Genomic DNA, 26914 nt, shown 5'->3' on the forward strand with positions numbered 1-26914 from the left:
GCAGCGCGGTTCGATCGCGTCCTCGTTACCGGGAATTGCCGTCCGGCACGCTCGAGCCGCCGCCGCCGGCCAGCCCGGTCGCGATGCGCTCCAGCGCGCCGCACGCAGCCGGATCGTAGCCGTCGAGATGCGCGACGCGTTCGACGAAGCGTGCGTCGCGCAGCAGCGCCAGCACATCGGCGAGCGGCCGCACATCGAGCCGCGCGCGTTCGCATGCGAAGTAATAGTCTTCGTCGACGATCGGGATGAAGTCGAGCCCGAAGTGACGGGCGGCCGGCTCGACGCCGAAGCCGAGATCGGCCATGCCGCTCGCGACGAACGCCGCGATCGCCGAATGCGTAAGTTCGGCCGACGCATAGCCGTCGATGCGCTCCGGATCGATGCCGATCGCGCGCAGCGCGAGATCCAGCAGCATGCGCGTGCCCGACCCCGGCTGGCGGTTGACGAAGCGGATGTCGTCACGCGCGAGATCCGCCAGCCCGCGCACCTGCTTCGGGTTGCCGCGCGGCACGAACAGCCCTTGCTGGCGGCGTGTCAGGTGGATCAGCACGTGGCGCGTGTCGTCGAGCCACGGCCGGTAGATCTGCGCGCACTGCGCGCGAAACGCGCCGCGCGGCAAATGGAAACCGGCGAGGTCGCATTCGCCGCGGGCGAGCGCCTGCACGGCCTCGACGCTCTCGCGATACTTGATGTCGACGGCCGCCTGCGCATCGACGAGTGCGGAAACGAGCGTCGCGACCGCATAACCGTGCGACGCATGGATGCGCACGGCGCCGTCGCGCTGCGCGAGCCGCCGGTTCAGGTCGCTGGCCACCTCGGCCGCCAGCGTGCGCAGGTTCCCGTCGAGGCGACTATGCGCCAGACGCTGCGCATCGACGACCGCCCGGCCGAGCGCCGACAACGTCGAACCCTTGCCGCGCGCGGTTTCGATCAATTCCCCGCCGATGCACGATTCCAGCGCACGCAGCATGCCCCACGCGTGCCGGTACGACAGTCCCCTGGCTTGCGCGGCCTGCGCGATGCTGCCCGTATCGGCCACGAGTTCCAGCAGCGGAGCGACGTCCGACAGACTGGCTGACCGGCCTTCCGTGTCGCGTACGGTCAGATACGCGTCGCATTCGACCCGAATCAATTATGCACTCCGATTTCCTATTGCGACCGCGAAATCTTCCGCTTATCGTGGGTGAAAATCAATCAGAACGAAGTCGCGATGCGCACTATATGAATTTCGAGCGCATATGAGGCTTTGGAGGAGCAAAACCGATGTCCCCGAATTCCCCTGCGCCCGACGTGCTCGTCGAGCGCCATGCGCGCGCCGGCCGCTCGCTCGTCGCGATCCTGCATGCGATCCAGGACGACGCGGGCTACGTGCCGGCGGGCTGCGTCGCGCCGCTGGCCAAGGTGCTGAACCTGTCGCGCGCGGAAGTACATGGCGTCCTGACCTACTACCACCATTTCCGCACCGCGCCGCCCGCCCGCGTGACGATCCAGATGTGCCGCGCCGAAGCGTGCCGCAGCATGGGCTGCGAGGCGCTCGCCGCCCACGCGCAAGCCCGCACGGGCTGCCGGTTCGACGCCAAGCACGGCGATGCCGCCGCGGCCCGTACGCCGGACGACGTCGCGCTCGAGTCGGTCTACTGCCTCGGACTGTGCGCGCAATCGCCGTCGATGACGGTCAACGGGGTGCTCCACGCGAAGGTCACGCCGGAGAAGTTCGACGCGCTGCTGGCCGACGCGGTGGCCCACGCGCAGGAGGCGGCATGACGACCCGCATCTACGTTCCGCGCGATTCGTCCGCGCTGGCGCTCGGCGCCGACGCGCTCGCCGCCGCGATCTCGGCCGAGGCCGAACGGCGCGGGGTCGCGATCGAGGTGGTCCGCAACGGGTCACGCGGGCTGCTGTGGCTCGAACCGCTCGTCGAGGTCGGGACGGCCGCAGGTCGCGTCGGCTATGCCAACCTGTCGGCCGCCGACGTGCCCGCCCTGTTCGACGCCGGCTGGCTCGACGGCGGCGCGCACCCGAGCGGCGTCGGCCTCGTCGACGCGCTGCCCTACCTCGCCCGCCAGCAGCGGCTCACGTTCGCACGGATCGGCCTGACCGATCCGCTGTCGATCGACGACTATCTGCAACACGAGGGGCTTGCCGGCCTGAAGAACGCGCTGGCGCTCGACGGCGACACCGCATGCGAAACGCTGATCGAGTCGGGGCTGCGCGGCCGCGGCGGCGCGGCGTTCCCGGCCGGCATCAAGTGGCGTACCGTGCGGCAGGCGCGCGCCGCGCAGAAATACATCGTCTGCAACGCGGACGAAGGCGATTCGGGCACGTTCTCCGACCGCCTGCTGATGGAATGCGACCCGTACTGCCTGATCGAAGGGATGATCATCGCGGGCGTCGCCACCGGCGCGACGGTCGGCTACATCTACGTGCGCAGCGAATACCCGCATGCGATCGCCACGCTCGAAGCGGCAATCGTCCGCGCGCGTGAAGCCGGCTGGCTCGGCGAGCACGTGCTCGGCTCCGCGCACGCGTTCGAGCTGCACGTCGCGAAAGGCGCGGGCTCGTACGTATGCGGCGAGGAAACGGCGCTGCTCGAATCGCTCGAGGGCAAGCGCGGCGTCGTGCGCGCGAAGCCGCCGCTGCCCGCGCTCGCCGGCCTGTTCGGCCAGCCGACGGTCATCAACAACGTGATCACGCTCGCGACGGCGCCCGTGATTTTCGCGCGCGGCGCCGCGTTCTATCGCGACTACGGGATGGGCCGCTCGCGCGGCACGCTGCCGTTCCAGCTCGCAGGCAACATCCGTCACGGCGGTCTCGTCGAGCTCGCGTTCGGCGTCACGCTGCGCGAACTGCTGTTCGACTTCGGCGGCGGCACGGCCAGCGGCCGGCCGGCACGCGCCGCGCAGGTCGGCGGCCCGCTCGGCACCTACCTGCCCGACCACCAGTGGGACGTGCCGCTCGACTACGAGGCGTACGCGGCGATCGGCGCGGTCGTCGGCCACGGCGGCATCGTGCTGCACGACGACACGTCGAATCTCGCCGAGCTGGCCGAGTATGCGATGAAGTTCTGCGCGATCGAATCGTGCGGCAAGTGCACGCCGTGCCGGATCGGCTCGACGCGCGGTGTCGAGACGATCGCGCGGATCCGCCACGGCGATACGTCGGAGCGGCAGGTCACGCTGTTGCGCGACCTGTGCGACACGATGCTGGCCGGTTCGCTATGCGCGATGGGCGGCATGACGCCGTACCCGGTGCTGTCCGCACTCGACCATTTCCCCGAAGATTTCGGGCTCGCTGCCGGCAAGGATGCCGCGTCGGGCCCGGTCAAGGCCGCGGCCTGACCCAGAAGGAGCCCTGCATGTCACTCGACACGAACAACGTCCGCCAAGGCGGCTGCGGCTCGGGCCAATGCGCGTGCAAGAGCGCGGCACAGGCGCGCGCCCGCGACCCGTTCGACGATACCGATTACGGCACGCCGCAACGGCATGCCGACACCGACGTCACGCTCGAAATCGACGGCCAGCCGGTCACGGTGCCGGCCGGCACGTCGGTAATGCGCGCGGCGATCGAAGCCGGCGTCAACGTCCCGAAGCTCTGCGCGACCGATTCGCTCGAACCGTTCGGCTCGTGCCGGCTGTGCCTCGTCGAGATCGAGGGCCGGCGCGGCTATCCGGCGTCGTGCACGACGCCCGCCGAAGCCGGCATGAAGGTGCGCACGCAGTCGGACCGGCTGCAGTCGCTACGCCGCAACGTGATGGAGCTGTACATCTCCGACCACCCGCTCGACTGCCTCACGTGCCCGGCCAACGGCGACTGCGAGCTGCAGGACATGGCGGGCGTGGTCGGGCTGCGCGAGGTGCGTTATGGGTTCGACGGCGCGAATCACCTGAAGGACACGAAGGACGAGTCGAATCCGTACTTCACGTACGACCCGTCGAAGTGCATCGTCTGCAACCGCTGCGTGCGCGCGTGCGAGGAAACGCAGGGCACGTTCGCGCTGACGATCGCCGCGCGCGGCTTCGAATCGCGCGTCGCCGCGGGCGAAAGCGAATCGTTCATGGCGTCGGAATGCGTGTCGTGCGGCGCGTGCGTCGCCGCCTGCCCGACGGCCACGCTGCAGGAAAAATCCGTCGTGCAGTTGGGGCAGGCCGAACACTCGGTCGTCACGACCTGCGCGTATTGCGGCGTCGGCTGCTCGTTCAAGGCCGAGATGAAGGGCACGCAAGTCGTGCGCATGACGCCGCACAAGAACGGTCTCGCGAACGAAGGCCACGCGTGCGTGAAGGGACGCTTCGCGTGGGGCTATGCGACGCACAAGGACCGCATCACGAAGCCGATGATCCGCGAGAAGATCACCGACCCGTGGCGCGAAGTGAGTTGGGAAGAGGCGCTCACGTACGCGGCGACGCAATTCCGCAAGCTGCAGCAGAAGTACGGCCGCGATTCGATCGGCGGCATCACGTCGTCGCGCTGCACGAACGAGGAAACCTATCTCGTGCAGAAACTCGTGCGCGCCGCGTTCGGCAACAACAACGTCGATACCTGCGCACGCGTGTGCCACTCGCCGACCGGCTATGGCCTCAAGACGACGCTCGGCGAATCGGCCGGCACGCAGACGTTCGCCTCGGTCGGCCAGGCCGACGTGATCGTCGTGATGGGCGCGAACCCGACCGACGGCCATCCGGTGTTCGGCTCGCGGCTGAAGCGGCGCGTGCGCGAAGGCGCGAAGCTGATCGTGATCGATCCGCGCCGCATCGACGTCGTCGACGGCCCGCACGTGAAGGCCACGCACCACCTGCAGTTGCGCCCCGGCACCAACGTCGCGATCGTCAATGCGCTGGCGCACGTGATCGTCACCGAAGGGCTGGTGGCCGAGGCCTTCGTCGCCGAGCGCTGCGACACGCGCGCGTTCGAGCAATGGCGCGACTTCGTCGCGCAGCCCGACAATTCGCCCGAGGCGACCGCGGACGTCACCGGCGTGCCGGCCGAGCGGGTGCGCGAGGCCGCGCGCCTCTACGCGACGGGCGGCAACGCCGCGATCTATTACGGCCTGGGCGTGACGGAGCACGCGCAGGGCTCGACGACGGTGATGGGCATCGCGAACCTCGCGATGGCGACCGGCAACGTCGGCCGCGAAGGCGTCGGCGTCAATCCGCTGCGCGGCCAGAACAACGTGCAGGGTTCATGCGACATGGGCTCGTTCCCGCACGAGCTGCCCGGCTACCGGCACATCGGCGACGCGGTCGTGCGCACGCAGTTCGAGCAGGCGTGGTCGGCCACGCTGCAGCCGGAGCCGGGGCTGCGCATCCCGAACATGTTCGACGCGGCGCTCGACGGCAGCTTCAAGGGGCTCTACTGCCAGGGCGAGGACATCGTCCAGTCGGATCCGAACACGCAGCACGTGGCGGCCGCGCTGTCGGCGATGGAATGCATCGTCGTGCAGGACATCTTCCTGAACGAAACCGCGAAATACGCGCACGTGCTGCTGCCGGGCTCGACGTTCCTCGAGAAGGACGGCACGTTCACGAACGCGGAGCGCCGGATCTCGCGCGTGCGCAAGGTGATGCCGCCGCTCGCGGGCTATGCGGACTGGGAAGTCACGCTGCTGCTGTCGCAGGCGCTCGGCTACGACATGCACTACGCGCATCCGTCGGAAATCATGGACGAGATCGCGCGGCTCACGCCGACTTTCGCGGGGGTGTCGTACGAGAAACTCGACGCACTCGGCAGCATCCAGTGGCCGTGCAACGAACACGCGCCGGAAGGCACGCCGACGATGCACATCGACACGTTCGTGCGCGGCAAGGGCCGGTTCGTGATCACCAAGTTCATTCCGACGCCGGAGAAGGTCACGCAGCGCTATCCACTGATCCTGACGACGGGCCGCATCCTGTCGCAATACAACGTGGGCGCGCAGACGCGCCGCACCGAAAACGTCCGGTGGCATGAAGAGGATCGCCTCGAGATCCATCCGCACGACGCGCAGGATCGCGGGATCCGCACCGGCGACTGGGTCGGCATCGAGTCGCGCGCGGGGCAGACGGTGCTGCGCGCGCTCGTGACGGAGCGCATGCAGCCGGGCGTCGTGTACACCACGTTCCACTTCCCCGAATCGGGCGCGAACGTGATCACGACGGACAGCTCCGACTGGGCGACGAACTGCCCCGAATACAAGGTGACGGCCGTGCAGGTGTTGCCGGTTGCGCAACCGTCCGACTGGCAGCGTGCCTATGCGCGCTTCAACTCGGAGCAGCTCGACCTGCTCGAGCGCCGCGCGGCCGCGCCGGCCGCCGTGACGACAGGCAAGTGAGGCAGCAATGGACAACGACCACCTGATCGACATGGCCAACCAGATCGGCGCATTCTTCGAATCGATGCCCGATCGCGACGAAGCGCTGGCCGGCATCGCCGAGCATATCCGGCGCTTCTGGGAGCCGCGCATGCGCCGAGCGCTGCTCGCCGCGCTCGACGATCCGTCGAACGCGGCCGGGCAACGCGCGACGCCGATCGTGCGCGACGCGATCGCCGCGCACCGCGCGTCGCTCGTCCCTGCCGCGGCGCCCGCCTGACCGCGCGGCTACGCGGACACCGACATGCCCGCGAACCAGTTTTCGCAATGGCGCAGCAGCGCATTGGCGTCGGTCGCCGTGCGCCCGCGCGCGGCAACATAGCCGTCCGGCCGCAGCAGATAGAACGACGGCCGCGAGCGGCCGTATTCCTGCGCGAGCCCCGCCGCCCCGTCGCCTTCGGCATCGGCGACACGCCACACGCGGACCGCTTCCGGCATGATGCGCTCGAGCCCCTGCACGAGCCCCCGCGCATCGGCCGGGATCGGCGGCACCTCGCCGGCGTCGGTGTCCACCGGCTCCTCCAGCAGCAACAGCGTGAAGCTCGCCGGATCGTGAAGATCGTATAGCCGCGCCGTGCCGGGCGCACGACCGAGCGGCCCGTCGAGCACGTGCACGAGCGCATCGGGCGCGCGCTCGCCCGCGCGCGGGCCGCCGTCGAGCACGCGCTCGAGCGTGAGCGGACTCTTCCGGTACTGCACGCCGAGCTCGCTCACCGTGCGCCGCAGCGCGTCGCGCATCGGCCCGAACGACGCCAGCAGCGGCACGACGTGATCGCGCAGCAGCTTCATCGCGCCGCGCTCGGCTTCGACGACCTGCGTGACGAAACCGGTCTGCCGCAGCACGTCGCGCTCGATCGGATGGCGCTCCGCGTGATACGTGTCGAGCAACCGCTCGGGTGCGCCTGCGCCGAGGACGCGCGCGAGCTTCCAGCCCAGGTTGAACGCCTCCTGGATGCCGGTGTTCATGCCCTGCGCGCCGGCCGGGCTGTGGACGTGCGCGGCGTCGCCCGCGAAGAACACGCGGCCATGACGCAGCCGGTCGACCATCCGGCTGTGCAGGTGGAAATAGGACGACCACGCGAGATCGCTCGGCGAGATCGAGGCGCCGACGCGCGCGCGGATGATCGCGTCGCATTCCTCGAGCGACGGCGCCGGCGCGCCAGGCGACGCGTCGCTGCCGGGCGGCCGGTCCGCCACGAGCCGATAACGGCCGCTCCCCATCGGAAACAGCCCCGCGATACCTTCGGGCGTCGTGAACAGGCGGATCTCTTCGTCCGGCCACTCGGGTATCGCCGCGAAATCGGCCAGCAGGAAAGTCTGTTCGAATGCATGCCCGGCGAAGCCCAGGCCGAGCAGATGCCTGACCGTGCTGTGCGCGCCGTCGGCCGCGATCAGGTACGACGGCGCGAACGACTCGTCGCGACCATCTGCGCGGCGCAGCGTCACGTCGAGCGACGTGCCGCCCGCGTCGCACGCGGTCAGCGCGGTACCGCGCTCGACGGTCACGCCCATCCCGGCGAGATGCTCGGCGAGCAGCCGCTCGGTGATGCTCTGGTCGAGAAACATCAGATACGGATAGCGCGTTTGCAGCGGATCGAAATCGAGCCGCGCGATCACGCGGCCGTCGGCATGCAGCTCGGCCGCATGCGCGCGATGGCCGAGCGCGAGAAACGGTTCGACCGCGCGATGCTGCTCCAGCAGCTCGAGCGTGCGCGCCTGAATGCCGATCGCGCGCGAAAACGGCGCGGGCGCCGCCAGGCGATCGATGATGCGCACCGGCACGCGGGCCCGCGCCAGGCTCATCGCCGCGGCAAGGCCGGTCGGCCCCGCGCCGACGATCAGCACGGGTGGGATATCGGACAGTGTGTCAGCCATGGAAACCTCGATGACACGCGACTCTGCAAGTCTACGCCGCTCCGCGTGACGGGGCCATATGCCGACCGGCCGATACGCGGCCCTACCCCGCGGTGTGGGAAAATACGCGCTTTCCGCCAGTTTTCGCGTCATGGATTCCGCATTCGACCGGGCGTACGCCGCACACCGCGCGGGCCGCCTCGCCGAGGCCGAGCACGGCTATCGCCACGCGCTCGCCTCCAACCCCGCCGACGCCGACGCGCTGCACCTGTTCGGCGTGCTGCGGCACCAGCAGGGCCAGCACGCCGAGGCCGCCGATCTCGTCGGCCGGGCCGTCGCGCTGCGCCCCAACGATGCCGCACTGCAGCTCAATCTCGGCAACGCGCTGAAAGCGCTCGGCCGGCTCGACGAAGCGATCGACCGCTTTCGCAATGCGCTGACGCTCGCGCCCGAATTTCCGCTCGCACACTACAACCTCGGCAACGCGTATGCGGCGCTGCAGCGTCACGACGATGCGATCGACGCCTTCGGCCGCGCGCTGCGGCTCACGCCGGACGACGCGTCGATCCACAACAATCTCGGCAACGCGCTGAACGCGCTCGGCCGCCACGACGACGCGCTCGCCGCGTTCGGTCGTGCGCTCGAGCTCCGGCCCGGGCATGCGGGCGCGCACAACAATCTCGGGATGGCGCTGAACGCGATGGGGCGCGCCGACGATGCGATCGCGCACTTCCAGGCCGCGATCGCCGTGCAGCCGCGTTTCGTCGCCGCGCATTTCAATCTCGGCAACACGTTCGATGCGCTCGGCCGGCATGCCGAGGCGGCGGCCGCGTTCGAAGCCGCGCTCGCACTGCACCCGCCGTTTCCGCTCGCGCTGTTCGGGCTCGCGAACGCGCTCTGCGCGCAGGCGCGCCACCGCGACGCACTGCCCTACTACGAGCGCGCCGTCGGGCTCGATCCGTCGTTCGGGCTCGCGTGGCTGAATCTCGGCAACGCGCATCACGCGCTCGGCGCGCACGAGATGGCGCTGCGCGCATTCGACCAGGCGCTGCGTGTCGCGTCCGATCTCACGCTCGCGCGGCTGCATCGCGCGGTCACGCTGCTGACGCTGCGCGACTTCACGCGCGGCCTGCCCGCCTACGAAGCGCGCCACGAGACGCCCGGCGCGACGCCGCTCGGCGCGCTGCCGCGCTGGCAGGGGGAGCCGATTGCGTCGCGCACGCTGCTGATCCGCGCGGAACAGGGGTTCGGCGACACGCTGCAGTTCGTCCGCTTCGTGCCGCTCGCCCGCGCACGCTGCGCGCGCGTCGTACTCGAAGTCCAGCCGGAACTCGTCGCGCTGCTGACGCCGGCCGCGTCGCGCTGGCGCGTGACGCTCGTCGCCCAGGGCGCCGCGAAGCCGCCTGCCGCGGATGTCGCGTGCACGCTGATGAGCCTGCCGTTCGTGCTCGGGCTTCAGCCGGAGGACATCGTCGGCGCGCGCTACCTCCACGCGCCCGACGGCGCCCGCCGGCGCTTTCGCGGCTCGCTCGGCGGGCAGTCGAAGCGCAAGTTCGGCCTGGCATGGTCGGGGCGCCGACAGGCACAGGAAAACCGCTCGATGCCGTTCGACGCGCTCGCGCCACTGCTCGCACTGCCGGACATCGACTGGATCGTGCTGCAGCCCGCGCTCGACGACGACGAACGGGCGCGCATCGACGCGCATCCGCGCATGCATCGTCTCGACGGCCGGCTGAACGACTTCGGCGATACGGCCGCGCTGATCGAGCGCCTCGACGGCGTCGTCACGATCGACACGGCGGTCGCGCACCTCGCGGGCGCGCTCGGCAAGCCGCTCTGGGTCATGCTGCCGTTCGCGGCCGACTGGCGCTGGTTCACCGGCGACGATTGCCCGTGGTATCCGCAGGCCAGGATCGCCCGCCAGCCTGAGCCGGGCGCATGGCTCGACGTGTCGGCCACGGTGGCCGACATGCTGCGCGTGGCATGACCGCAAACGAAACAGGGAGCGCATCGCGCTCCCTGTTTCGATGAAATATGAGATGCGCGGCCGACGCCGCGCGACATGCGGGCCGCCGTTAGGCCGACTTGTACTGATTGCGCGCTTCGCCCGTGCGGTACAGCACGAGCGTCGCGATCAAGCCGCAGATCGCGGCCACGCTCAACCACAGCCCCGGCGCCGCCTTGTTGCCCGTCTCGTGGATCAGCAGCGTCGAGATCGCCGGCGTGAAGCCGCCGATCGTCGTGGCCAGGCTGTACGCGAGCGAGAAGCCGGCCGTGCGCACGTCGGCCGGCATCACTTCGGTCAGCGCGACGACCATCGCCCCGTTGTACGACGCATACAGGAACGACAGCCACAGCTCGACCGCGAGCAGCCGCAGGAACGACGGATCGCCGACGAGCCACAGCACCGCCGGATAAGCCGTCAGCAGCGTCAGCACGGTGAACGCGATCAATACCGGACGGCGGCCGACGCGGTCGGACAGCGCGCCGGACAATGGCAGCCACACGAGGTTCGAGATACCGATGCAAACTGTCACGACGAGCGCATCGAGCGACGACAGGTGCAGCACTTCCTTGCCGAAGGTCGGCGTGTAGGCGGTGATCATGTAGAACGACACCGTCGTCATGATCACCATCCCCATGCCGGCTACCACGATACCCCAGTTGTCGAGCATCGAGCGCATGATCTCGCCCATCGTCGGGCGGTGACGCTTCGCCAGGAATTCGTCGGTTTCCTTCAGCGAGCGGCGGATCAGGAACAGGAACGGCACGATCAGGCAGCCGATCAGGAACGGAATGCGCCAGCCCCACGCGGTCATTTCCTCGACCGGCAGCGCGCGGTTCAGCACGACGCCAACGAACGCGGCGAACACGACGGCCACCTGCTGGCTACCCGACTGCCACGACGTATAGAACCCCTTGTGGCCCTTCGTCGCGATCTCCGACAGATACACCGACACGCCGCCCAGCTCGACGCCCGCCGAGAAGCCCTGCAACAGCCGGCCGAGCAGCACGAGCACCGGCGCGAGCACGCCGATCGTCGCATAGCCGGGTATCGCGGCCACCGTGAGCGTGCCGATCGCCATCAGCCCGAGCGTCAGGATCAACCCCTTGCGGCGGCCGTGATGGTCGATGTATGCGCCGAGCACGATCGCGCCGACCGGCCGCATCAGGAAGCCCGCGCCGAATACCGACAGCGACAGCATCAGCGACGCGAACGCGTTGCCGCTCGGAAAGTACGTTTTCGCGATGGCCGACGCGTAATACCCGTAGACCATGAAGTCGTACATTTCGAGGAAGTTGCCGCTGACGACGCGGAAGACGGTGCGGACTTTCGATTCCTGCGCGATGGCAGGCGATGCTGTGGACATGTTTTCTCGCTAAGCTCGGATGGCGCGAATTCCGCGCCGCACGAAACCGACGATGCGCGGCGCGCAGCGTTGGCACGCGCACACGGGCATCGCTGCCCGCCGGCGGCGCGGCGCGTAACGGCGCGCCGCCAGCAAGATTCGCGCATCATGCCACGTCAAGCCGACATTTGCCTTGTGGTGCCCCATCACGGCCGCCACGGCGTCCGCCTCGTACAAGTCGCCCCGAAACGGGCACAAGAATCAGATCGATCTGATCGACCGGCCCGCGCCGGCTGACCACAATGGCAAGATTTGCGACGACGTTTCCGCGCCGCGTCGGCACGGGCCTGTGTCGCACGGCGTACCGCTCTCATGACCCCATCGCCCCTCGTCCCGGTCGAAGGCGCGCTCGCCCGCCCTCGCGCCACTCCGCTCGATCACGTCCCGCCGTTCGGCCGCGAATGGCGGTTCCTCGGTGCGTCCGGCGCACGGCCCGGCAGCCACTGCCTCGCGACACTGACGACATCCTGCATCGATATCGACCGGCCGCACAGCGCGTGCCGATGGCAACCGCTGCCGGTGACGGCGGCACTGCCCGCTTCGGCCGGATTGCCCGTCACGCCGGCGGCTGGCGCCGGTCGGTACTTGCGCCGTTCCGTGCGCCCGCCTCGCGATCGGCGCGCGCGATACGCCGTCTGCTGGAGCATCGGCGCGCTCGGCATCATCGCCTGGCTGATCGGCGCGCACGAGCCACCTGCGGATTCCGTTCCCGCATACGCGATTCAAGCCGCCGGCGGCGCACCCGCTCACATCGCGACATCGACCGACACCACACATGTCGCCGCGGCTGCACCGGTCACGTCGACGAACGCCATGCCGCAACCCAAGGTAGCGACGGCTGGCGCGCATACGATGGTCTCGCCGCCAGCCACGCACCGCGTCGCGCGCGGCCCCGCATCGCTTCACCCGCAAGCAACGCCCGACGTGCGGCATGCCGCTCCTGCCTCGCCACGTCCGGCAGCCGGCCAGCGCACGACGGAAGCGCCGCCCCGCACACCGGCCGTGCCACGGCTGGCTGCGCATCCGCCGATTCAGCACGACGCCACCAACACCGGCACGCGCGTTCGGCGCGCCCCACCGCCGCACGAGGCAGACACGCGTGTCACGCGCGACGCGCTCGACGATCCTGCCACGTTGATCGCCATGGCGAACGCGCTGCGCGCCACGCAGCCGGCCGGCCCCACGCACCCGCGCGCGGCCGGTTTCGACTGGACGTCGCAACTGTCGCACCGCCGCGTGACCGACGTGCCGGACGCGTTCGCGCATTGATGCCCGCGCAATAAAAAACCCGGCGAAGATCGCTTCGCCGGGTTTTCGCTCGTCTCGCTCCGTCCGCTCGACGGATCGTTATTTGTGCACGGGCAACCCCATCTCGGTCTGCTTCTCCAGTTGCCGCACCTGCTCCTGCAGATCGCGCAACTGCAACTGCGCCGCCCGCTTCTCGACCTGCAGCGCCTGCGCCTGCTCCTGCGCCGACTTCTGCCGTTGCGCGACTTCGGCCTGCTGGCTGCGCGCGACGCTCAGGTCGGCCTGCAGTTGCTGCGCACGATTCGCCTGCAGCGCGATCACGCGTTCGAGAAATGCCTTCTGCGCCTGCAGCTCGGTCCGGCGGATCTCGATATCGGCGAGTTGCGCCGTCTGCTGGACGAAGTTCGCATACACCATCTCCGCGCGATTCTTGTCCTGCGAACGGATCACGCGCCACAGATTCTTGTCCTGGAACAGCGCGACGTAATACGTCATCTCGCGCGGATCGAACATCAGGCTCGCGCCGTAGCTGCCGTTGTACGTCGTACGCATCTCGACGATCCGGCCGTCGTGCAGCATCTGCGTCAGCTCGGCAACGTTGCCTTGCGCGGCGACGTCCGTCGCGGCCGTGGCCGATGCCGCGGGCGACGCGCCGCCGCTCAGGCTCGTGACCGCCGGACGCGTACCGGCAGCGGGGGCGGTCGCGTCGGCGGACCAGGCCGCGCCCGCTTGCGCGCAGGCAGCCAGTGCAACGATCCACGTTGCGCATCGTGCAGGGGAAAAGTTTCGGAAAGCCAACGTCAGACTCCGGCGAACGAATCGGAACTCGCGATTATCGTTCAAAACGAAACGGCCGCATCTCGAATTTATCGGGATGCGGCCGGCCGGCGTTCAACACGAAAAATACGGCGGGCTACAGGCGCGTTTCGCGCGCCGCGCGCAGAAATGCATCGAGCAGCGGCGTGCAGTCGAGCAGTTCCGAGCCGCCCGCGCGATGGAACTCCGGATGCCACTGCACGCCGACGACGAACGGCGAACGCCGATGGCGAATGCCTTCGATGATCCCGTCGCCGGCCGACACGGCCTCGATGTTCAGATCGCGGCCGAGATCGCGGATCGCCTGATGGTGAATCGAGTTGACGATCGCTTCGCTACGCCCCGGGAACATGCTCGCGAGCGTCGACGTGTCGGGAAAACGGATCGCGTGACGATGCTGGTCGTAATGCTCGCTCACGTGCGCATGGGCGGTCGGCACGTCGGTGGCGATGTCCTGGTACAGCGAACCGCCGAACGCGACGTTGATCAACTGGCAGCCGCGACACACGCCGAGCACGGGTTTGCCGGACTCGACGAATTCGTGCAGCAGCTCGAGCTCGTACATGTCGCGCACGCGATCGCCCGGCCATTCGGGTCGCGCATCCGACGCCGCGTAGGTCTGCGGCGACACGTCGGCGCCGCCTTGCAGCAGCAGGCCGTCGAGATGCTTCGCGTAGTCGCGCAGGCGAATGTTGCTCGGATGGATCATGCCTTGATGGCCGACGGTCGGAATCATGAACACGAGCACGTCGCGCGACATCACCCAGTGGGCGATCGATTCCTCGAGATACTGCAGCGTCTTGCCGCGCAGCCCCTTCGCGCCCGGCTCCGGATGGAAGATCCGCGCCGACACGCCGATGCGCAGCGTGCGCTGCGTGATGCGCTGGCCGGCGCGGTCGAACAGCCGCCGCGCGCGCGCCGCGACGATCCGGCCGAATACCGACCACGGCGTGTCGCTCTGCTTCAGGTAGGCCGGCGGCGCATTCTGCGCGTTCGCGGGCGGCGGCCGCGGCGTGTCGAAATCGGGCTGCGCGCCAAATCCGGGCGGCGGCGCACCCGGCTTCGGCGGCGCGGCCGTGGCGGCGCCGTCCCCGATCGCGCCCGCGGCACCGGGTGCACCGGGCTCGGATGCGGCCGTCACGGGCGACGCGCCGTCGTCGGCGGCGTTCTGCACGGCGGCCTGCGCATCGTGCGTTTTCGCCGGATCGGGACGCGGGGAATTGGAAGAAGCGGAAAAGGTGCCGGGCAGACCGGCCGGGGAAGGCGTGTTTTCGCTCATGACGATGGTCTGGTACGTCGCTCACGCGTATGAATAGACGAGGATTCATTATGCTTCAGTGCACGATCACGCGGCAAACCTGCAACATCCTGTCGATATTGTTGCAAGTCGGTGGCAGGGCCGCCGCGGCGGCATGCGGCCCCGTTCGCGCACCCGGCCCCCGCTGCCCGTGCCGCTCTTCGGCTGGACACCCGTGATATATCACAATAATATCCAGAGATCGCCCACGCTTCCCGAGCCCGCCGCGTCATGATCGCGCGCCTTCCGGCCCCGGTGCCGAACCCCATATGAGCACCCTGACCGACGTCACCCGCGACCGCCCCGCCGCGTCGCCGGCGAGTCTCGCCGACCGCGCGTACGCGCTGATCCAGCGCGACATCGTCACGATGCGCCTGAAACCGGGCGCCGCGCTCAACGAAGCCGAACTCGTCGCGCGGACGGGAATCGGCCGCACACCGGTGCACCAGGCCGTGCATCGGCTCGTGCTCGAGGGGCTGCTGTCGGTGATGCCGCGCAAGGGCCTGATGGTGCAGCCGCTGTCGCTCGACGACATCGTCGCGGTGATCGACGTGCGGCGCATCAACGAAGCGCACTGCGTCGAACTCGCCGCGCGCCATGCGACGCCCGACGATCTCGCGCGCCTGGCCGCGCTGCTCGACGACGGGCAGGCCTGCGTCGACGCACACGACGTCGAGGGCATGATGGAGCTCGACCGCGCGTTTCATCAGACGATCGCCGCGGCCGCGCGCAACGCGGTGCTGGCCGACATCCTGCGCGCGCTGCATGAGCGCTCGCTGCGCTTCTGGTTCGTCACGCTGTCCGAACCGCACCATCTCGCCGACGTCCAGCACGAGCACCGCGCGCTGTTCGACCGGCTGTCCGCACGCGACGCCGCCGGCGCGCGCGCAGCCGTCGAAAGCCATATCGATTCGTTCCGCTCCACGCTTGTTCAACATCTTCGCCCCTGAGCCGCCATGACCACTTTCACGCCGTTCCCCCCACTCGCCCAGCTCGCCGCCGACCTCGCCGCCGGCCGGACCACGAGCCGCGCGCTCGTCGACACCGCGCTCGACCGGATCGCCGATCCGTCGGGCCAGGGCGCCGTCGTCTTCACCGAAGTCGATGCTGACAACGCACGCGCGGCCGCCGACGCGCACGACCGGCTGCGCGCCGCGGGCACCGTGCTGTCGCCGCTCGCGGGCATCCCCGTGTCGGTCAAGGACCTGTTCGACGTCGCGGGCCAGGTCACGCGCGCGGGGTCCCGCGTGCTCGACGGCGCGCCGGCCGCGCGCACCGATGCGGTCGCCGTCGCGCGGCTCAGGCGCGCGGGCGCGGTGCTGGTCGGCCGCACCAACATGAGCGAGTTCGCGTTCTCGGGGCTCGGGCTGAATCCGCACTTCGGCAACCCGCGCTCGCCGTACCGCCGCGACGTGCCGGGCGATGCGCGAATTTCGGGCGGCTCGTCGTCGGGCGCGGCCGCGTCGGTCGCCGACGGGATGGCCGCCGTCGCGCTCGGCACCGACACCGGCGGCTCGATCCGCATTCCGGCCGCGCTGTGCGGGCTGACGGGCTTCAAGCCGACCGCGAGCCGGATCCCGACGCAAGGCGGCGTGCCGCTGTCGACGACGCTCGATTCGTTCGGGCCGATCGGGCTGACGGTCGCGTGCTGCGCGCTCGTCGACCGGATGCTCGCGGGGCTCGAGCCGCACGTGCCGGCCGCCCGGCCCCTCGAAGGCGTACGGCTCGGCGTGCTGACGAACTACGTGACGGACGGCGTCGATGCCGACGTCGCGGCCGCGCTCGACACCGCGCTCAAGCATCTCGAAGCGGCCGGCGCGATCGTCACCGAAGTGCGCTTCCCCGCGCTCGACCGGCTGCCGGAGATCAACCGTTTCGGCTTCTCGCCGATCGAGGCGTACGCATGGCATCGACCGCTGCTCGCCAAGCATCGCGACCAGTACGACCCGCGCGTGCTGACGCGGATCCTGAAGGGCGAGCCCGCGAGCGCGGCCGACTATCTCGACCTGCTCGCCGCGCGCGCCGCGATGCTCGACGAAGCCGCGCACACGGTCTGGGCGCGCTTCGATGCGCTCGTCGCGCCGACGGTGCCCGTCGTGCCACCGCGCATCGCCGACCTCGAAACGGACGACGACGCGTTCACGCGCACCAACGCGCTGCTCCTGCGCAACCCGAGCGCGTTCAACTTCCTCGATGCGTGCGGGCTGTCGCTGCCGTGCCACGCGCGCGACGCGGCGCCGGTCGGCCTGATGCTCGCGGCGGCGCCGCATCGCGACGACGCGCTGCTGGCGATCGGCCAATCGGTCGAGGCCGTGCTGAACACGATTCGCTGACCGCCGGTCAGCCGCCGGCGGGCAACGCGCGCGGTGCGGCAGGTTGCCGCACGCGCGCTGTCAGTTTCGTGCCAGACCGTTCGCGCTAAAATCGCGCGATTGTTTTCCGGACCGACCGACGAGGAACCCCGCCGACATGAACGACTACACGCTTGCACTACGCCGCGAACGCCACCTGCTGATGCTGCTCGGATGGGTGTGCATCGCGCTGCTGGCCGGTGCGCTGTACCTGCAGTACGTGAAGAACGAAGACCCGTGCCCGCTGTGCATCATCCAGCGCTACTTCTTCTGCGCGATCGGGATCTTCGCGTTCCTGGCCGCCGGGATCCGCAACTGGCGCGGCGTCTGGGTGCTCGAGCTGCTGATCGCGATCGCCGCGGCCGGCGGTGTCGGCACGGCCGCGCGGCACCTGTCGATCCAGATGAATCCGGGCTTCAGTTGCGGCTTCGACACGCTGCAGCCGATCGTCGACAGCCTGCCGCCCGCGCAGTGGTTCCCCGGCATGTTCAAGGTCGCCGGGCTGTGCGAGACCGTCTACCCGCCGATCTTGGGCATCCTGCTGCCCGGCTGGGCGCTGATCGGCTTCGCCGCGATCCTGATCGCGGTCGTCGCGAGCCTCTGGCGCCATCGCCGCAAGCTCGCGGGCTGACCGAGCCCGCGTTGCCGGCCGACAGCATGCGCGGCCGGACCGAATGGGGCGCGCGCCGCCGGCGAGTCGCCACCGGGCGCCGGCCGATGCGTGCGCCGGCCCCGCCCCGTCGTCGCGCGTAAACACCTACCCCGCCGCCGCCCGGATGTCCGGGCCGGCGGCGCGTCGCGCGATCGCCGCGCCTCGCCCCGTCACACGTGCGTTTCGGCCCGATGCGCATGCATCGGCACCCCGATCCGGCGCGGCGGGCCTATGATCGACATGATCGCCGCCTGATACCCCGGATCACCGCCCGGCCATGTTCCCGCCGCGTGGCGATGCTATCTTCGGGACTGGATGGCGATCTACGTGCGCGAGGCCAGGCGGTCTCACCGCTGCCTGCGTAACGCGCGCCCGATCCGCAATGTCGACTGGATTCATCATGACAACGCAAACCATCCGCATCCGTCACCCTCATGGCGTCCGCGCGTCCGGCGGCGCCGTTCGCGCACGCCGGTCCGCGGCCCCCGCATGGCATCAGCCGTGCCGCCGGCCTGCCCCGCTCCCGTCCGTCCTCGCCACCGCGCCCGCCAGCCGGCGCCGCGCATCGTGCCGCGTCGTCCCGAACGGAGCGTGCTGATGGAAGCCTGGCTCGGCGATCTGCAGCAACTGCTCGCGCACGGCGAAGCGGCCGTGCTCGTGACGGTCGCGCACACCGACGGCTCCGCGCCGCGCGAAGCCGGCACCAAGATGCTCGTCACGCGCGACACGGCCCGCCATACGATCGGCGGCGGTCATCTGGAATGGAAGGCGATCGAGATCGCGCGGCACCTGCTGAAGGACGGCGCGCACGTGCCGCACGCACGCCGGCTCGAGCGGCTCGCGCTCGGCCCGAGCCTCGGCCAGTGCTGCGGCGGCGCCGTGGTGCTCGCGTTCGAACGGCTCGACGTCGGCGACCTCGGCTGGATCATGTCGCTCGCCAAGCGCGTCGCGGCCGGCGCCGCGACCGTGCGTAGCGTATCATTCGGCCCCTCGCCGGGCGCGCCGCTGCTGAGCGAGCCCGAATCGGAAGCCGCGCGGGCCGACTGCCTGCTGTGGGAAACCGGCGGCGTGTCGCTGATGACCGAAACGATCGCGCCGTATGCGTTCCCCGTCGTGCTGTTCGGCGCGGGGCACATCGGCACCGCGCTCGTGAAGGTGCTGGCGACGCTGCCGTGCCACGTACGCTGGATCGACGGGGCCGACGCCGCGTTCCCGCCGGCCGACGCGCTCGCCGGCATCGGCAACGTCACGATCGACGCGACCGCTTCCCCGGCGGACGCGGTCGACGCGGCGCCGCCGCGGTCCTACTTCGTCGTGATGACGCACGACCACGCACTCGATTTCGTGCTGGCCGAGCGCATCCTGCGACGCGGCGACTATGCGTACTTCGGGATGACCGGCTCGCGCACGAAACGCATGCAGTTCGATCACCGGCTCGCGGCGATCGGCATCGACCCGGCCCAGGTCGCGCGGATGCGCTGCCCGATCGGTGTCGAAGGCATCGTCGACAAGGCGCCCGAAGTGATCGCGATCTCGGTGGCCGCGCAGTTGCTGCAGGCCGTCGAGGCGAATGCGGCCGCGCAAGCTTCCCCTACCTACTGACCGACCAAGAACGACGCCATGACCCCGACATTCAAGGACAAGATTGCCCGCGCGCCGAAAGCGGAGCTGCATATCCATATCGAAGGCTCGCTCGAGCCCGAACTGATCTTCGCGCTCGCGCAGCGCAACGGCGTGAAGCTCGCGTACGATTCGATCGATGCGCTGCGCGCCGCGTACGCGTTCACCGACCTGCAGTCGTTCCTCGACATCTACTACGCCGGCGCGAGCGTGCTGCTCACCGAGCAGGATTTCCACGACATGACGGCCGCGTACTGCGAGCGTGCGCTCGCCGACAACGTCGTCCATACCGAGCTGTTCTTCGACCCGCAGACACACACCGAGCGGGGCGTGCCGATCGAGACGGTCGTGGCGGGCATCGAGCGCGCACTCGCCGATGCCGAGCGACGCGGGCTGTCGAGCAAGCTGATCCTGTGCTTCCTGCGCCACCTGTCCGAAGCGGACGCGCTCGCGACGTTCGAATCCGCGTTGCCGCTGTTCGAGCGCTATCGCCATCGGCTGATCGGCGTCGGCCTCGATTCGTCCGAGCTCGGCCATCCGCCGGCGAAGTTCGCTCGCGTGTTCGACAAGGCGCGCGCGCTCGGGCTGAAGCTCGTCGCGCATGCGGGCGAGGAAGGTCCGCCCGCGTACATCTACGAAGCGCTCGACGTGCTGAAGGTCGACCGGATCGACCACGGCGTGCGCAGCATCGAGGACGCAGCACTCGTCGAGCGCCTCGCGAAAACGCGCACGGCACTCACCGTCTGCCCGCTGTCGAACCTGAAGCTGTGCGTGTTCGACGACATGACGAAGCACACGCTGAAGGCACTGCTCGACCGCGGCGTGGCGGTGACGATCAACTCCGACGATCCGGCCTATTTCGGCGGCTACGTCAACGAAAACTACTTCGCGACGGCCGAAGGGCTGCAACTGACGGATGCCGAAGTCCATGCGGTGATCCGCAACGGCTTCGAGGCGTCGTTCATCGAACCGGCGCAGCGCGACGCACTGTACGCGCGCCTCGACGCGTACTGGCAGGCCGCGTGACGGCCCGCATCGAGGCCCGCTAGACAGATGAAACACGGCAACGGCATCCGCTTCGCGTTTCCCCGTTCGGCCTCGCGCCGGGCCGGCCGCCTGCGTGCTCGCGAAGCGACGGCGCGGCGCGTCGTCGCCCGCATGCGCGCTCCGTCGTGGCTTGCCGTACCGTTCGCCGCCGCACCGGTTGCGCGCGCAACGGCCGCGAGGTGCGCGGGCAACCACGCGCTGGCGGCTTCGGCCGCCACGTTCGCCCGCGCCATCGCCGCCGGTCGTGGCGCACGCAGCATGCTGCCGCTCGCGCAGCACCGCGCCGCCCCCGTGCGGTGTCGACCGTTTTCTTCTGTTCGCCTTACCTTGATGCAGGACCCTTCGTCATGACGCAAACCGCTTTCCGTTCCCAACTGCTGACCTTCAACGGCGACCCGGCGCAATCGAGCCAGGCCGCGAACTACGAGACCGACGGGCTCCTGATCGTCGACGACGGCAAGGTCGTCGCGGCCGGCCCGTATGCGCCGCTCGCGGCGACGCTCGCGCGCGATGCGGCGGTCCACGACCTGCGCGACAAGCTGATCGTGCCCGGCTTCATCGACACGCACATCCACTATCCGCAGACGGACATGATCGCGTCGCCGGCGCCGGGCCTGTTGCCGTGGCTCGACAAGTACACGTTTCCGACCGAGCGCCGGTTCGGCGACCCCGAGCATGCGCGCGAAGTCGCCGACTTCTTCGTCGACGAACTGCTCGCGTGCGGCACCACGAGCGCGCTCGTCTACTGCACGGTGCACAAGCAGTCGGCCGATGCACTGTTCGCGGCGAGCGACGCGCGCGACCTGCGGATGATCGCGGGGAAGGTGCTGATGGATCGCAACTGCCCCGAATTCCTGCGCGACACCGCGCAGTCGGGCTACGACGACAGCGCCGAGCTGATCGGCCGCTGGCACGGCAAGGGCCGCCAGATGTACGCGCTCACGCCGCGCTTCGCGCCGACGTCGACCGAGGCGCAGCTCGAGGCGTGCGGCGAACTCGCGCGCCGCCATCCGGACGTGTTCGTGCAAAGCCACGTCGCGGAAAACGTCGACGAGGTGAAATGGGCGGCCGAGCTGTTCCCCGGCCACCGCAGCTATCTCGACATCTACGACCGCTACGGGCTGCTGCGTCCGCGCGCGGTGTACGGCCATTGCATCCACCTCGACGACGAGGATCGCCGCCGGATGGCCGAGACGCGCACCGTCGTCGCGCACTGCCCGACGTCGAACTTCTTCCTCGGCAGCGGCCTGTTCGATTTCGACAAGGCCGGCGAATACGACGTGCCCGTCACGCTCGCGACTGACGTCGGCGGCGGTACGTCGTTCTCGATGCTGCAGACGATGAACGAGGCGCACAAGGTCGCGCGGCTGTCGGGCCACCACCTGAGCGCCACGCGGATGTTCTGGCTCGCGACGGCCGGCGCCGCGCAGGCGCTCGACCTCGCCGACACGGTCGGCACGCTCGCGCCGCGCACCGAGGCCGACTTCGTCGTGCTCGATCCGCAGGCGACGCCGCTGCTCGCGCGCCGCACGAAGCGCGCGGATTCGCTCGAGGAACTGCTGTTCGCGTTCGCGCTGCTCGGCGACGACCGCGCGGTGTACCGTACCTATGCGGCCGGCAAACTCGTGCACGAGCGCGGCGCCGCGCGCGGCCCGGCCGCCGCGTAGCGACCCGCGCCGCGCTCCGGCAGGCACGGCCGCTTCGCCGCTTCGCCGTGTCGTCATGCCGGCAGTCGAATGCGGTGCGGCGCGGCGCACCGCGGCCCGGCCGCTTTCCGACGCGCGATGCGCCGTGCTAGAATTCGCCGCTCATTGGGGAGTAGCCGCTCCGCTCGATGTCCCGCGCCCCCGGCGCGCATCGTGACGGAGGCGTCCGTCAACAGACTTGGCCGTTCGGCCATGGCGGGCGCAGCCACGTTGGCCTGGCGAGACCGATGGTTCACTGCGCGCCGCATCAGGGCCCGGCGCGCGGTGGATCGTCGCTCGCTTGCACAACATCGGCCCGTGGAACCCCATACGTGTCTCAAGCCTTCCTGATCTCCACCGGCGCCGTCGCCCTCGCTGAAATCGGCGACAAGACCCAACTGCTTTCCCTCGTTCTGGCCGCGCGCTATCGCAAGCCGGTGCCGATCATTCTCGGCGTACTCGTCGCGACGCTCGTCAACCACGGTTTCGCCGGTGCGTTCGGCGAATGGCTGGGCGTGCTCGTCACGCCGTCGATCATGCGCTGGGCGCTCGCGTTCTCGTTCATCGCGATGGGCTTGTGGATCCTGGTGCCGGACAAGCTCGACGAGGACGAAGCCCATGCGACCCGCTCGCGGCTCGGCGTGTTCGGCGCGACGCTGGTGGCGTTCTTTCTCGCGGAAATGGGCGACAAGACGCAGATCGCGACCGTCGCGCTGGCCGCGCGCTTCCAGGATTACATCGGCGTCGTGGCCGGCACGACGTTCGGGATGATGCTCGCCAATGTGCCGGCGATCCTGCTCGGCGACCGCTTCGCGCACAGCCTGCCGACGAAGCTCGTGCACGGGATCGCGGCCGTGCTGTTCGTCGTGCTCGGCGCGCTGGCGCTGTTCGGCATCGGAATCTGAAAGGAATCGGGCCGGCGCGGCCGGGCAGCCGCGCCGACGCGGATGCCGCGCTACTTTGCGACGGCCGCGCCCGAGGCCGGCGCCGCCGGCACCGCGCGCTCGTTGGCGGCCGGCGCCGCCGGCCCGCCACGCTTGTCGACCGGCAGCCGGACCGTACGGACCGCACCGTTCGACAACGGGAAATCGGCGAGCGCGCTGCGCGCGAGGAACGGCATCGCGTACAGCAGCGTGCCGTTGTCGCCGGTCGTGCGCGCGGTCACGTTGTAGACCTCCTTGCCCGTCGCGCGCTCGGTGATACGGATGCCGAGCACGTAGTCGAAGACCTGGTACGTTTGCGCGACGTAGCCGGCCGGCATCGGCCCCCAGGGCCCCCACGGGCCCCAGGGGCTCCACGGACCGCCTCGCCAGTACGGCCCCGGCCCCATGAACCACGGGTCATAGTAGACCGGCTGCGGCACCGTCACGAGATCGCTGCCGACCGAATAGGTCAGCCCGACGAGATAGCGTGCCTGCGACTGCGGGACCTGCCGGAACGCATACGCGGACAATTCGTTCGCGACGATCGGCTCGTAGGTCGACTGCTCGATGCTGTTCTTCTGCGCGTCCGTGCGCGTGAACGCATAGGTGCGGGTCGCGTCGCTGCCGCTCCAGTCGGAGAAGGCCGTGACCCGGGTGGTCACGTAGCTGGTGCAGCCGGTCAGCAGCGCGACGCACAGCACCGCCGCCCAGCCCGCACCGCGAAAAATCCATTCGCGTTTCATGTTGATCCTCGTCGATCCGTCACCCGTTCGTCGCACCGCGCGAACGACAACGGGATGTCGATAATACGCGGACTGCCGGAAGCGGTAAAAAGTTCGCCCGACACGCCGCCGCAAGCCTTTGTACAATGACCCGGTTCGCCTGGCCCGCGCGACGGGCCCGTCCCCCACTCCACCGATCTCGACGACCATGTCCGACAACGCCTCCTCCACCGTGATCCGCCGCGCCGACTACACGCCGCCGGCCTTCCTCATCGATTCCGTCGCACTCGAATTCGATCTCGCCCCGGCCCGCACGATCGTCAGGAATACGATGCGCGTGCGCCGCAATCCGGACGCCGCGCCCGCGCCGCACCTGGAGCTGATGGGCGAGGCGCTCGAATTCCTCGGCGCGCGGCTGGATGGCGCGCCGCACGGCGCGGTGCGCGCGCACGAACACGGGCTGACGGTCGAGAACGTGCCCGACGCCTTCGAGCTGACGCTCGAAAGCGCGTGCGCGCCCGACCAGAATACGACGCTGTCCGGCCTCTACGTGTCGAGCGGCAACTTCTTCACGCAGTGCGAAGCCGAGGGCTTTCGCCGCATCACCTACTTCCTCGACCGCCCCGACGTGATGGCGTCGTACACCGTCACGCTGCGCGCCGACAAGGCCGCATACCCGGTGCTGCTGTCGAACGGCAACCTCGTCGATTCGGGCGACCTGCCCGACGGCCGCCACTTCGCGAAGTGGGAAGACCCGTTCCGCAAGCCGAGCTACCTGTTCGCGCTCGTCGCCGGCAAGCTCGTCGCGATCGAGGAGAAGATCACGACCGGCTCCGGCAAGGAAAAGCTGCTGCAGGTGTGGGTCGAGCCGGCCGACCTCGACAAGACGCGTCACGCGATGGATTCGCTGATCCACTCGATCCGCTGGGACGAGAAGCGCTTCGGCCTCGAGCTCGATCTCGACCGCTTCATGATCGTCGCGGTCGGCGACTTCAACATGGGCGCGATGGAGAACAAAGGGCTCAACATCTTCAACACGAAGTACGTGCTCGCGAACCCCGAGACCGCCACCGACACCGATTTCGCGAACATCGAGTCGGTGGTCGGCCACGAGTACTTCCACAACTGGACCGGCAACCGCGTGACCTGCCGCGACTGGTTCCAGTTGAGCCTGAAGGAAGGGCTGACGGTGTTCCGCGACCAGGAATTCTCGGCCGACATGGCCGCGGGCGACGACGTCGAATCGGCGGCTCGCGCGGTCAAGCGCATCGAGGACGTGCGCGTGCTGCGCCAGTTGCAGTTTGCCGAGGACGCGGGCCCGATGGCGCACCCGGTACGCCCGGAGAGCTACGTCGAGATCAACAACTTCTACACGATGACGGTCTACGAGAAGGGCTCGGAAGTCGTGCGGATGTACCAGACGCTGTTCGGCCGCGACGGCTTCCGCAAGGGGATGGATCTCTACTTCAAGCGCCACGACGGCCACGCGGTGACCTGCGACGACTTCCGCCACGCGATGGCCGACGCAAACGGGCGCGACCTCGCGCAGTTCGAGCGCTGGTACAGCCAGGCCGGCACGCCGCGCGTGTCGGTGCGCACCGCGTACGACGCGGCCGCGCGCCGCTATACGGTTACCCTCGCGCAAGGCTACGGCGACGCGTCGCCGGCCGCGCGCGAAACGCAGCAGGGCCCGCTGCTGATCCCGTTCGCGATCGGCCTGATCGGCCGCGACGGGCGCGACGTGCCGCTGCGTCTGGACGGCGAGGCTGCCGCATCGGGCACGACGCGCGTGCTCGAGTTCACCGACACCGAGCAGACCTTCACGTTCGTCGACGTGCCGGAAGCGCCGCTGCCGTCGCTGCTGCGCAACTTCTCCGCGCCGGTGATCGTCGAGTACGACTACAGCGACGACGATCTCGCGTTCCTGCTCGCGCACGACAGCGATCCGTTCAACCGCTGGGAAGCCGGCCAGCGCCTCGCGACACGCGCGCTGCTCACGCTCGCCGCGCGTGCCGCGGCCGACGCGCCGCTCGCGCTCGGCGAGAACTTCGTCGCCGCGTTCCGCCGCGTGCTGACCGACGAAAGCCTGTCGCCGGCGTTCCGCGAACTCGCGCTCACGCTGCCGTCGGAAACCTACCTCGCCGACCAGATGGCCGAGGCCGACCCGGCCGCCGTGCATCGCGCGCGCCAGTTCGTGCGCCGCCAGCTCGCAACCGCGCTGCGCGCCGACTGGCTCGCCGCATACGAGCAGCACCAGACGCCGGGCGCCTATGAGCCGACGCCGGAAGCGTCGGGCCGCCGCGCGCTGAAGAACCTCGCGCTCGCGTATCTCGCCGAACTCGACGATCCGGCCGATGCCGTACGCCTCGCCACGGCCCAGTACGACGCGGCGAACAACATGACCGATCGCGCGGCCGCGCTCGGCGCGCTGCTGTCGGCGTCCGCTGCGGGGGCGAACGGGCCGGCCGAGCATGCGCTCGACGACTTCTACCGTCGCTTCGAAAAGGAAGCGCTCGTGATCGACAAGTGGTTCGCGATGCAGGCGGCCCAACGCGGTACGCCCGCGCAGCCGACGCTCGCGAAGGTGCGCAAGCTGCTCGCGCACCCCGCGTTCAACCTGAAGAACCCGAACCGCGCGCGCTCGCTGATCTTCAGCTTCTGCGCGGCGAACCCCGCGCAATTCCACGCGGCCGACGGGTCGGGCTACGCGTTCTGGGCGGAACAGGTGCTCGCGCTCGACGCGATCAACCCGCAGGTCGCGGCGCGCCTCGCGCGCTCGCTCGAACTGTGGCGCCGCTTCACGCCGGCGTTGCGCGACCGGATGCGCGAAGCGCTCGAGCAGGTCGCCGCCGGCGCGAAATCGCGCGACGTGCGCGAGATCGTCGAGAAGGCGCTCGCGTAAGTCACGCGATCGCCCGCTGTCGCGTCCGCGCGATCGAGCCG

The 26914-nt window shown here is 69.6% G+C and carries 21 protein-coding genes and 1 riboswitch; of the genes, 15 read left to right on the plus strand and 6 right to left on the minus strand.

Annotated features, from left to right (window positions below; genetic code table 11):
* Nucleotides 1–25: 25 nt before the first annotated feature.
* Complete coding sequence (locus QZM15_RS06170) at nucleotides 26–1132, minus strand: substrate-binding domain-containing protein (RefSeq protein WP_302106047.1); 1107 nt, start codon at nucleotides 1130–1132, stop codon at nucleotides 26–28.
* 131 nt (nucleotides 1133–1263) lie between these two features.
* On the opposite strand from QZM15_RS06170, the gene QZM15_RS06175 reads away from it, so the two are divergent.
* From QZM15_RS06175 to QZM15_RS06190, 4 genes are read left to right on the plus strand one after another with little or no spacing between them, the layout of a single operon-like run.
* Nucleotides 1264–1764 carry an NAD(P)H-dependent oxidoreductase subunit E gene (locus QZM15_RS06175; RefSeq protein WP_059574075.1) on the plus strand — a complete coding sequence of 167 codons (501 nt, stop codon included), beginning with the start codon at nucleotides 1264–1266 and terminating at the stop codon, nucleotides 1762–1764.
* Nucleotides 1761–3338 carry an NADH-quinone oxidoreductase subunit NuoF gene (locus QZM15_RS06180; protein ID WP_059574076.1) on the plus strand — a complete coding sequence of 526 codons (1578 nt, stop codon included), beginning with the start codon at nucleotides 1761–1763 and terminating at the stop codon, nucleotides 3336–3338. The genes QZM15_RS06175 and QZM15_RS06180 overlap by 4 nt, the downstream gene beginning before the upstream one ends.
* 17 nt (nucleotides 3339–3355) lie before the next feature.
* Entirely contained in the window at nucleotides 3356–6307 is a 2952-nt protein-coding gene (gene fdhF, locus QZM15_RS06185; protein ID WP_060313134.1) for a formate dehydrogenase subunit alpha, read from the plus strand.
* Between the two features lie 7 nt (nucleotides 6308–6314).
* A complete protein-coding gene (locus QZM15_RS06190) occupies nucleotides 6315–6566 on the plus strand; it encodes a formate dehydrogenase subunit delta (protein ID WP_059574078.1) in 252 nt (83 codons plus the stop codon).
* Nucleotides 6567–6574: 8 nt separating this feature from the next.
* On the opposite strand, the gene QZM15_RS06195 is transcribed toward QZM15_RS06190, so the two are convergent.
* Nucleotides 6575–8221: an FAD-dependent monooxygenase gene (locus tag QZM15_RS06195; protein ID WP_124859535.1), complete on the minus strand. Its 1647-nt coding sequence runs from the start codon at nucleotides 8219–8221 to the stop codon at nucleotides 6575–6577.
* A gap of 58 nt (nucleotides 8222–8279) precedes the next feature.
* On the opposite strand from QZM15_RS06195, the gene QZM15_RS06200 reads away from it, so the two are divergent.
* Complete coding sequence (locus tag QZM15_RS06200; protein ID WP_302106048.1) at nucleotides 8280–10187, plus strand: tetratricopeptide repeat protein; 1908 nt, start codon at nucleotides 8280–8282, stop codon at nucleotides 10185–10187.
* An 88-nt stretch (nucleotides 10188–10275) separates the two neighbouring features.
* Here QZM15_RS06200 and QZM15_RS06205 read toward each other — a convergent pair whose 3' ends face one another.
* Nucleotides 10276–11571, minus strand: a complete 1296-nt coding sequence (locus QZM15_RS06205; RefSeq protein ID WP_060965712.1) for an MFS transporter — start codon at nucleotides 11569–11571, stop codon at nucleotides 10276–10278.
* Nucleotides 11572–11862: 291 nt separating this feature from the next.
* On the opposite strand from QZM15_RS06205, the gene QZM15_RS06210 reads away from it, so the two are divergent.
* Entirely contained in the window at nucleotides 11863–12879 is a 1017-nt protein-coding gene (locus QZM15_RS06210; RefSeq protein ID WP_367033161.1) for a hypothetical protein, read from the plus strand.
* Between the two features lie 78 nt (nucleotides 12880–12957).
* On the opposite strand, the gene QZM15_RS06215 is transcribed toward QZM15_RS06210, so the two are convergent.
* Complete coding sequence (locus QZM15_RS06215; protein ID WP_302106049.1) at nucleotides 12958–13656, minus strand: DUF2968 domain-containing protein; 699 nt, start codon at nucleotides 13654–13656, stop codon at nucleotides 12958–12960.
* 115 nt (nucleotides 13657–13771) lie between these two features.
* On the minus strand, nucleotides 13772–14953 hold the full coding sequence (locus QZM15_RS06220; protein WP_302106050.1) for a gamma-glutamyl-gamma-aminobutyrate hydrolase family protein: 1182 nt from the start codon (nucleotides 14951–14953) through the stop codon (nucleotides 13772–13774).
* A 287-nt stretch (nucleotides 14954–15240) separates the two neighbouring features.
* On the opposite strand from QZM15_RS06220, the gene QZM15_RS06225 reads away from it, so the two are divergent.
* The 8 genes from QZM15_RS06225 (at nucleotide 15241) to QZM15_RS06260 (ending at nucleotide 23231) form a co-directional block, all read left to right on the plus strand.
* A complete protein-coding gene (locus tag QZM15_RS06225; protein ID WP_059574086.1) occupies nucleotides 15241–15921 on the plus strand; it encodes a GntR family transcriptional regulator in 681 nt (226 codons plus the stop codon).
* Nucleotides 15922–15927: 6 nt separating this feature from the next.
* Nucleotides 15928–17304 (plus strand): amidase, encoded by a 1377-nt coding sequence (locus tag QZM15_RS06230; RefSeq protein ID WP_302106051.1) that lies wholly within the window; start codon nucleotides 15928–15930, stop codon nucleotides 17302–17304.
* Nucleotides 17305–17440: 136 nt separating this feature from the next.
* Nucleotides 17441–17953, plus strand: a complete 513-nt coding sequence (locus tag QZM15_RS06235) for a disulfide bond formation protein B (RefSeq protein WP_059574088.1) — start codon at nucleotides 17441–17443, stop codon at nucleotides 17951–17953.
* 618 nt (nucleotides 17954–18571) lie between these two features.
* On the plus strand, nucleotides 18572–19576 hold the full coding sequence (xdhC, locus tag QZM15_RS06240) for a xanthine dehydrogenase accessory protein XdhC (protein ID WP_059574089.1): 1005 nt from the start codon (nucleotides 18572–18574) through the stop codon (nucleotides 19574–19576).
* Nucleotides 19577–19594: 18 nt separating this feature from the next.
* The gene (locus QZM15_RS06245; protein WP_059574090.1) at nucleotides 19595–20620 is read left to right on the plus strand and encodes an adenosine deaminase; all 1026 of its coding nucleotides are present in this window, start codon (nucleotides 19595–19597) and stop codon (nucleotides 20618–20620) included.
* 27 nt (nucleotides 20621–20647) lie between these two features.
* Nucleotides 20648–20992 carry a hypothetical protein gene (locus QZM15_RS06250; RefSeq protein ID WP_081066589.1) on the plus strand — a complete coding sequence of 115 codons (345 nt, stop codon included), beginning with the start codon at nucleotides 20648–20650 and terminating at the stop codon, nucleotides 20990–20992.
* The gene (gene guaD / locus QZM15_RS06255) at nucleotides 20989–22308 is read left to right on the plus strand and encodes a guanine deaminase (RefSeq protein WP_059574091.1); all 1320 of its coding nucleotides are present in this window, start codon (nucleotides 20989–20991) and stop codon (nucleotides 22306–22308) included. The genes QZM15_RS06250 and guaD overlap by 4 nt, the downstream gene beginning before the upstream one ends.
* A gap of 134 nt (nucleotides 22309–22442) precedes the next feature.
* A riboswitch (yybP-ykoY riboswitch) is annotated at nucleotides 22443–22580 on the plus strand.
* Nucleotides 22581–22658: 78 nt separating this feature from the next.
* The gene (locus QZM15_RS06260; protein WP_059574092.1) at nucleotides 22659–23231 is read left to right on the plus strand and encodes a TMEM165/GDT1 family protein; all 573 of its coding nucleotides are present in this window, start codon (nucleotides 22659–22661) and stop codon (nucleotides 23229–23231) included.
* 50 nt (nucleotides 23232–23281) lie between these two features.
* Here QZM15_RS06260 and QZM15_RS06265 read toward each other — a convergent pair whose 3' ends face one another.
* Nucleotides 23282–23992, minus strand: a complete 711-nt coding sequence (locus QZM15_RS06265; RefSeq protein WP_059574093.1) for a DUF4136 domain-containing protein — start codon at nucleotides 23990–23992, stop codon at nucleotides 23282–23284.
* Nucleotides 23993–24179: 187 nt separating this feature from the next.
* On the opposite strand from QZM15_RS06265, the gene pepN reads away from it, so the two are divergent.
* Nucleotides 24180–26873 (plus strand): aminopeptidase N, encoded by a 2694-nt coding sequence (pepN, locus tag QZM15_RS06270; RefSeq protein WP_302106052.1) that lies wholly within the window; start codon nucleotides 24180–24182, stop codon nucleotides 26871–26873.
* Nucleotides 26874–26914: the final 41 nt, after the last annotated feature.

Origin of the sequence: Burkholderia sp. AU44665, from assembly GCF_030504405.1 — a bacterium.
GTDB lineage: Bacteria > Pseudomonadota > Gammaproteobacteria > Burkholderiales > Burkholderiaceae > Burkholderia > Burkholderia semiarida.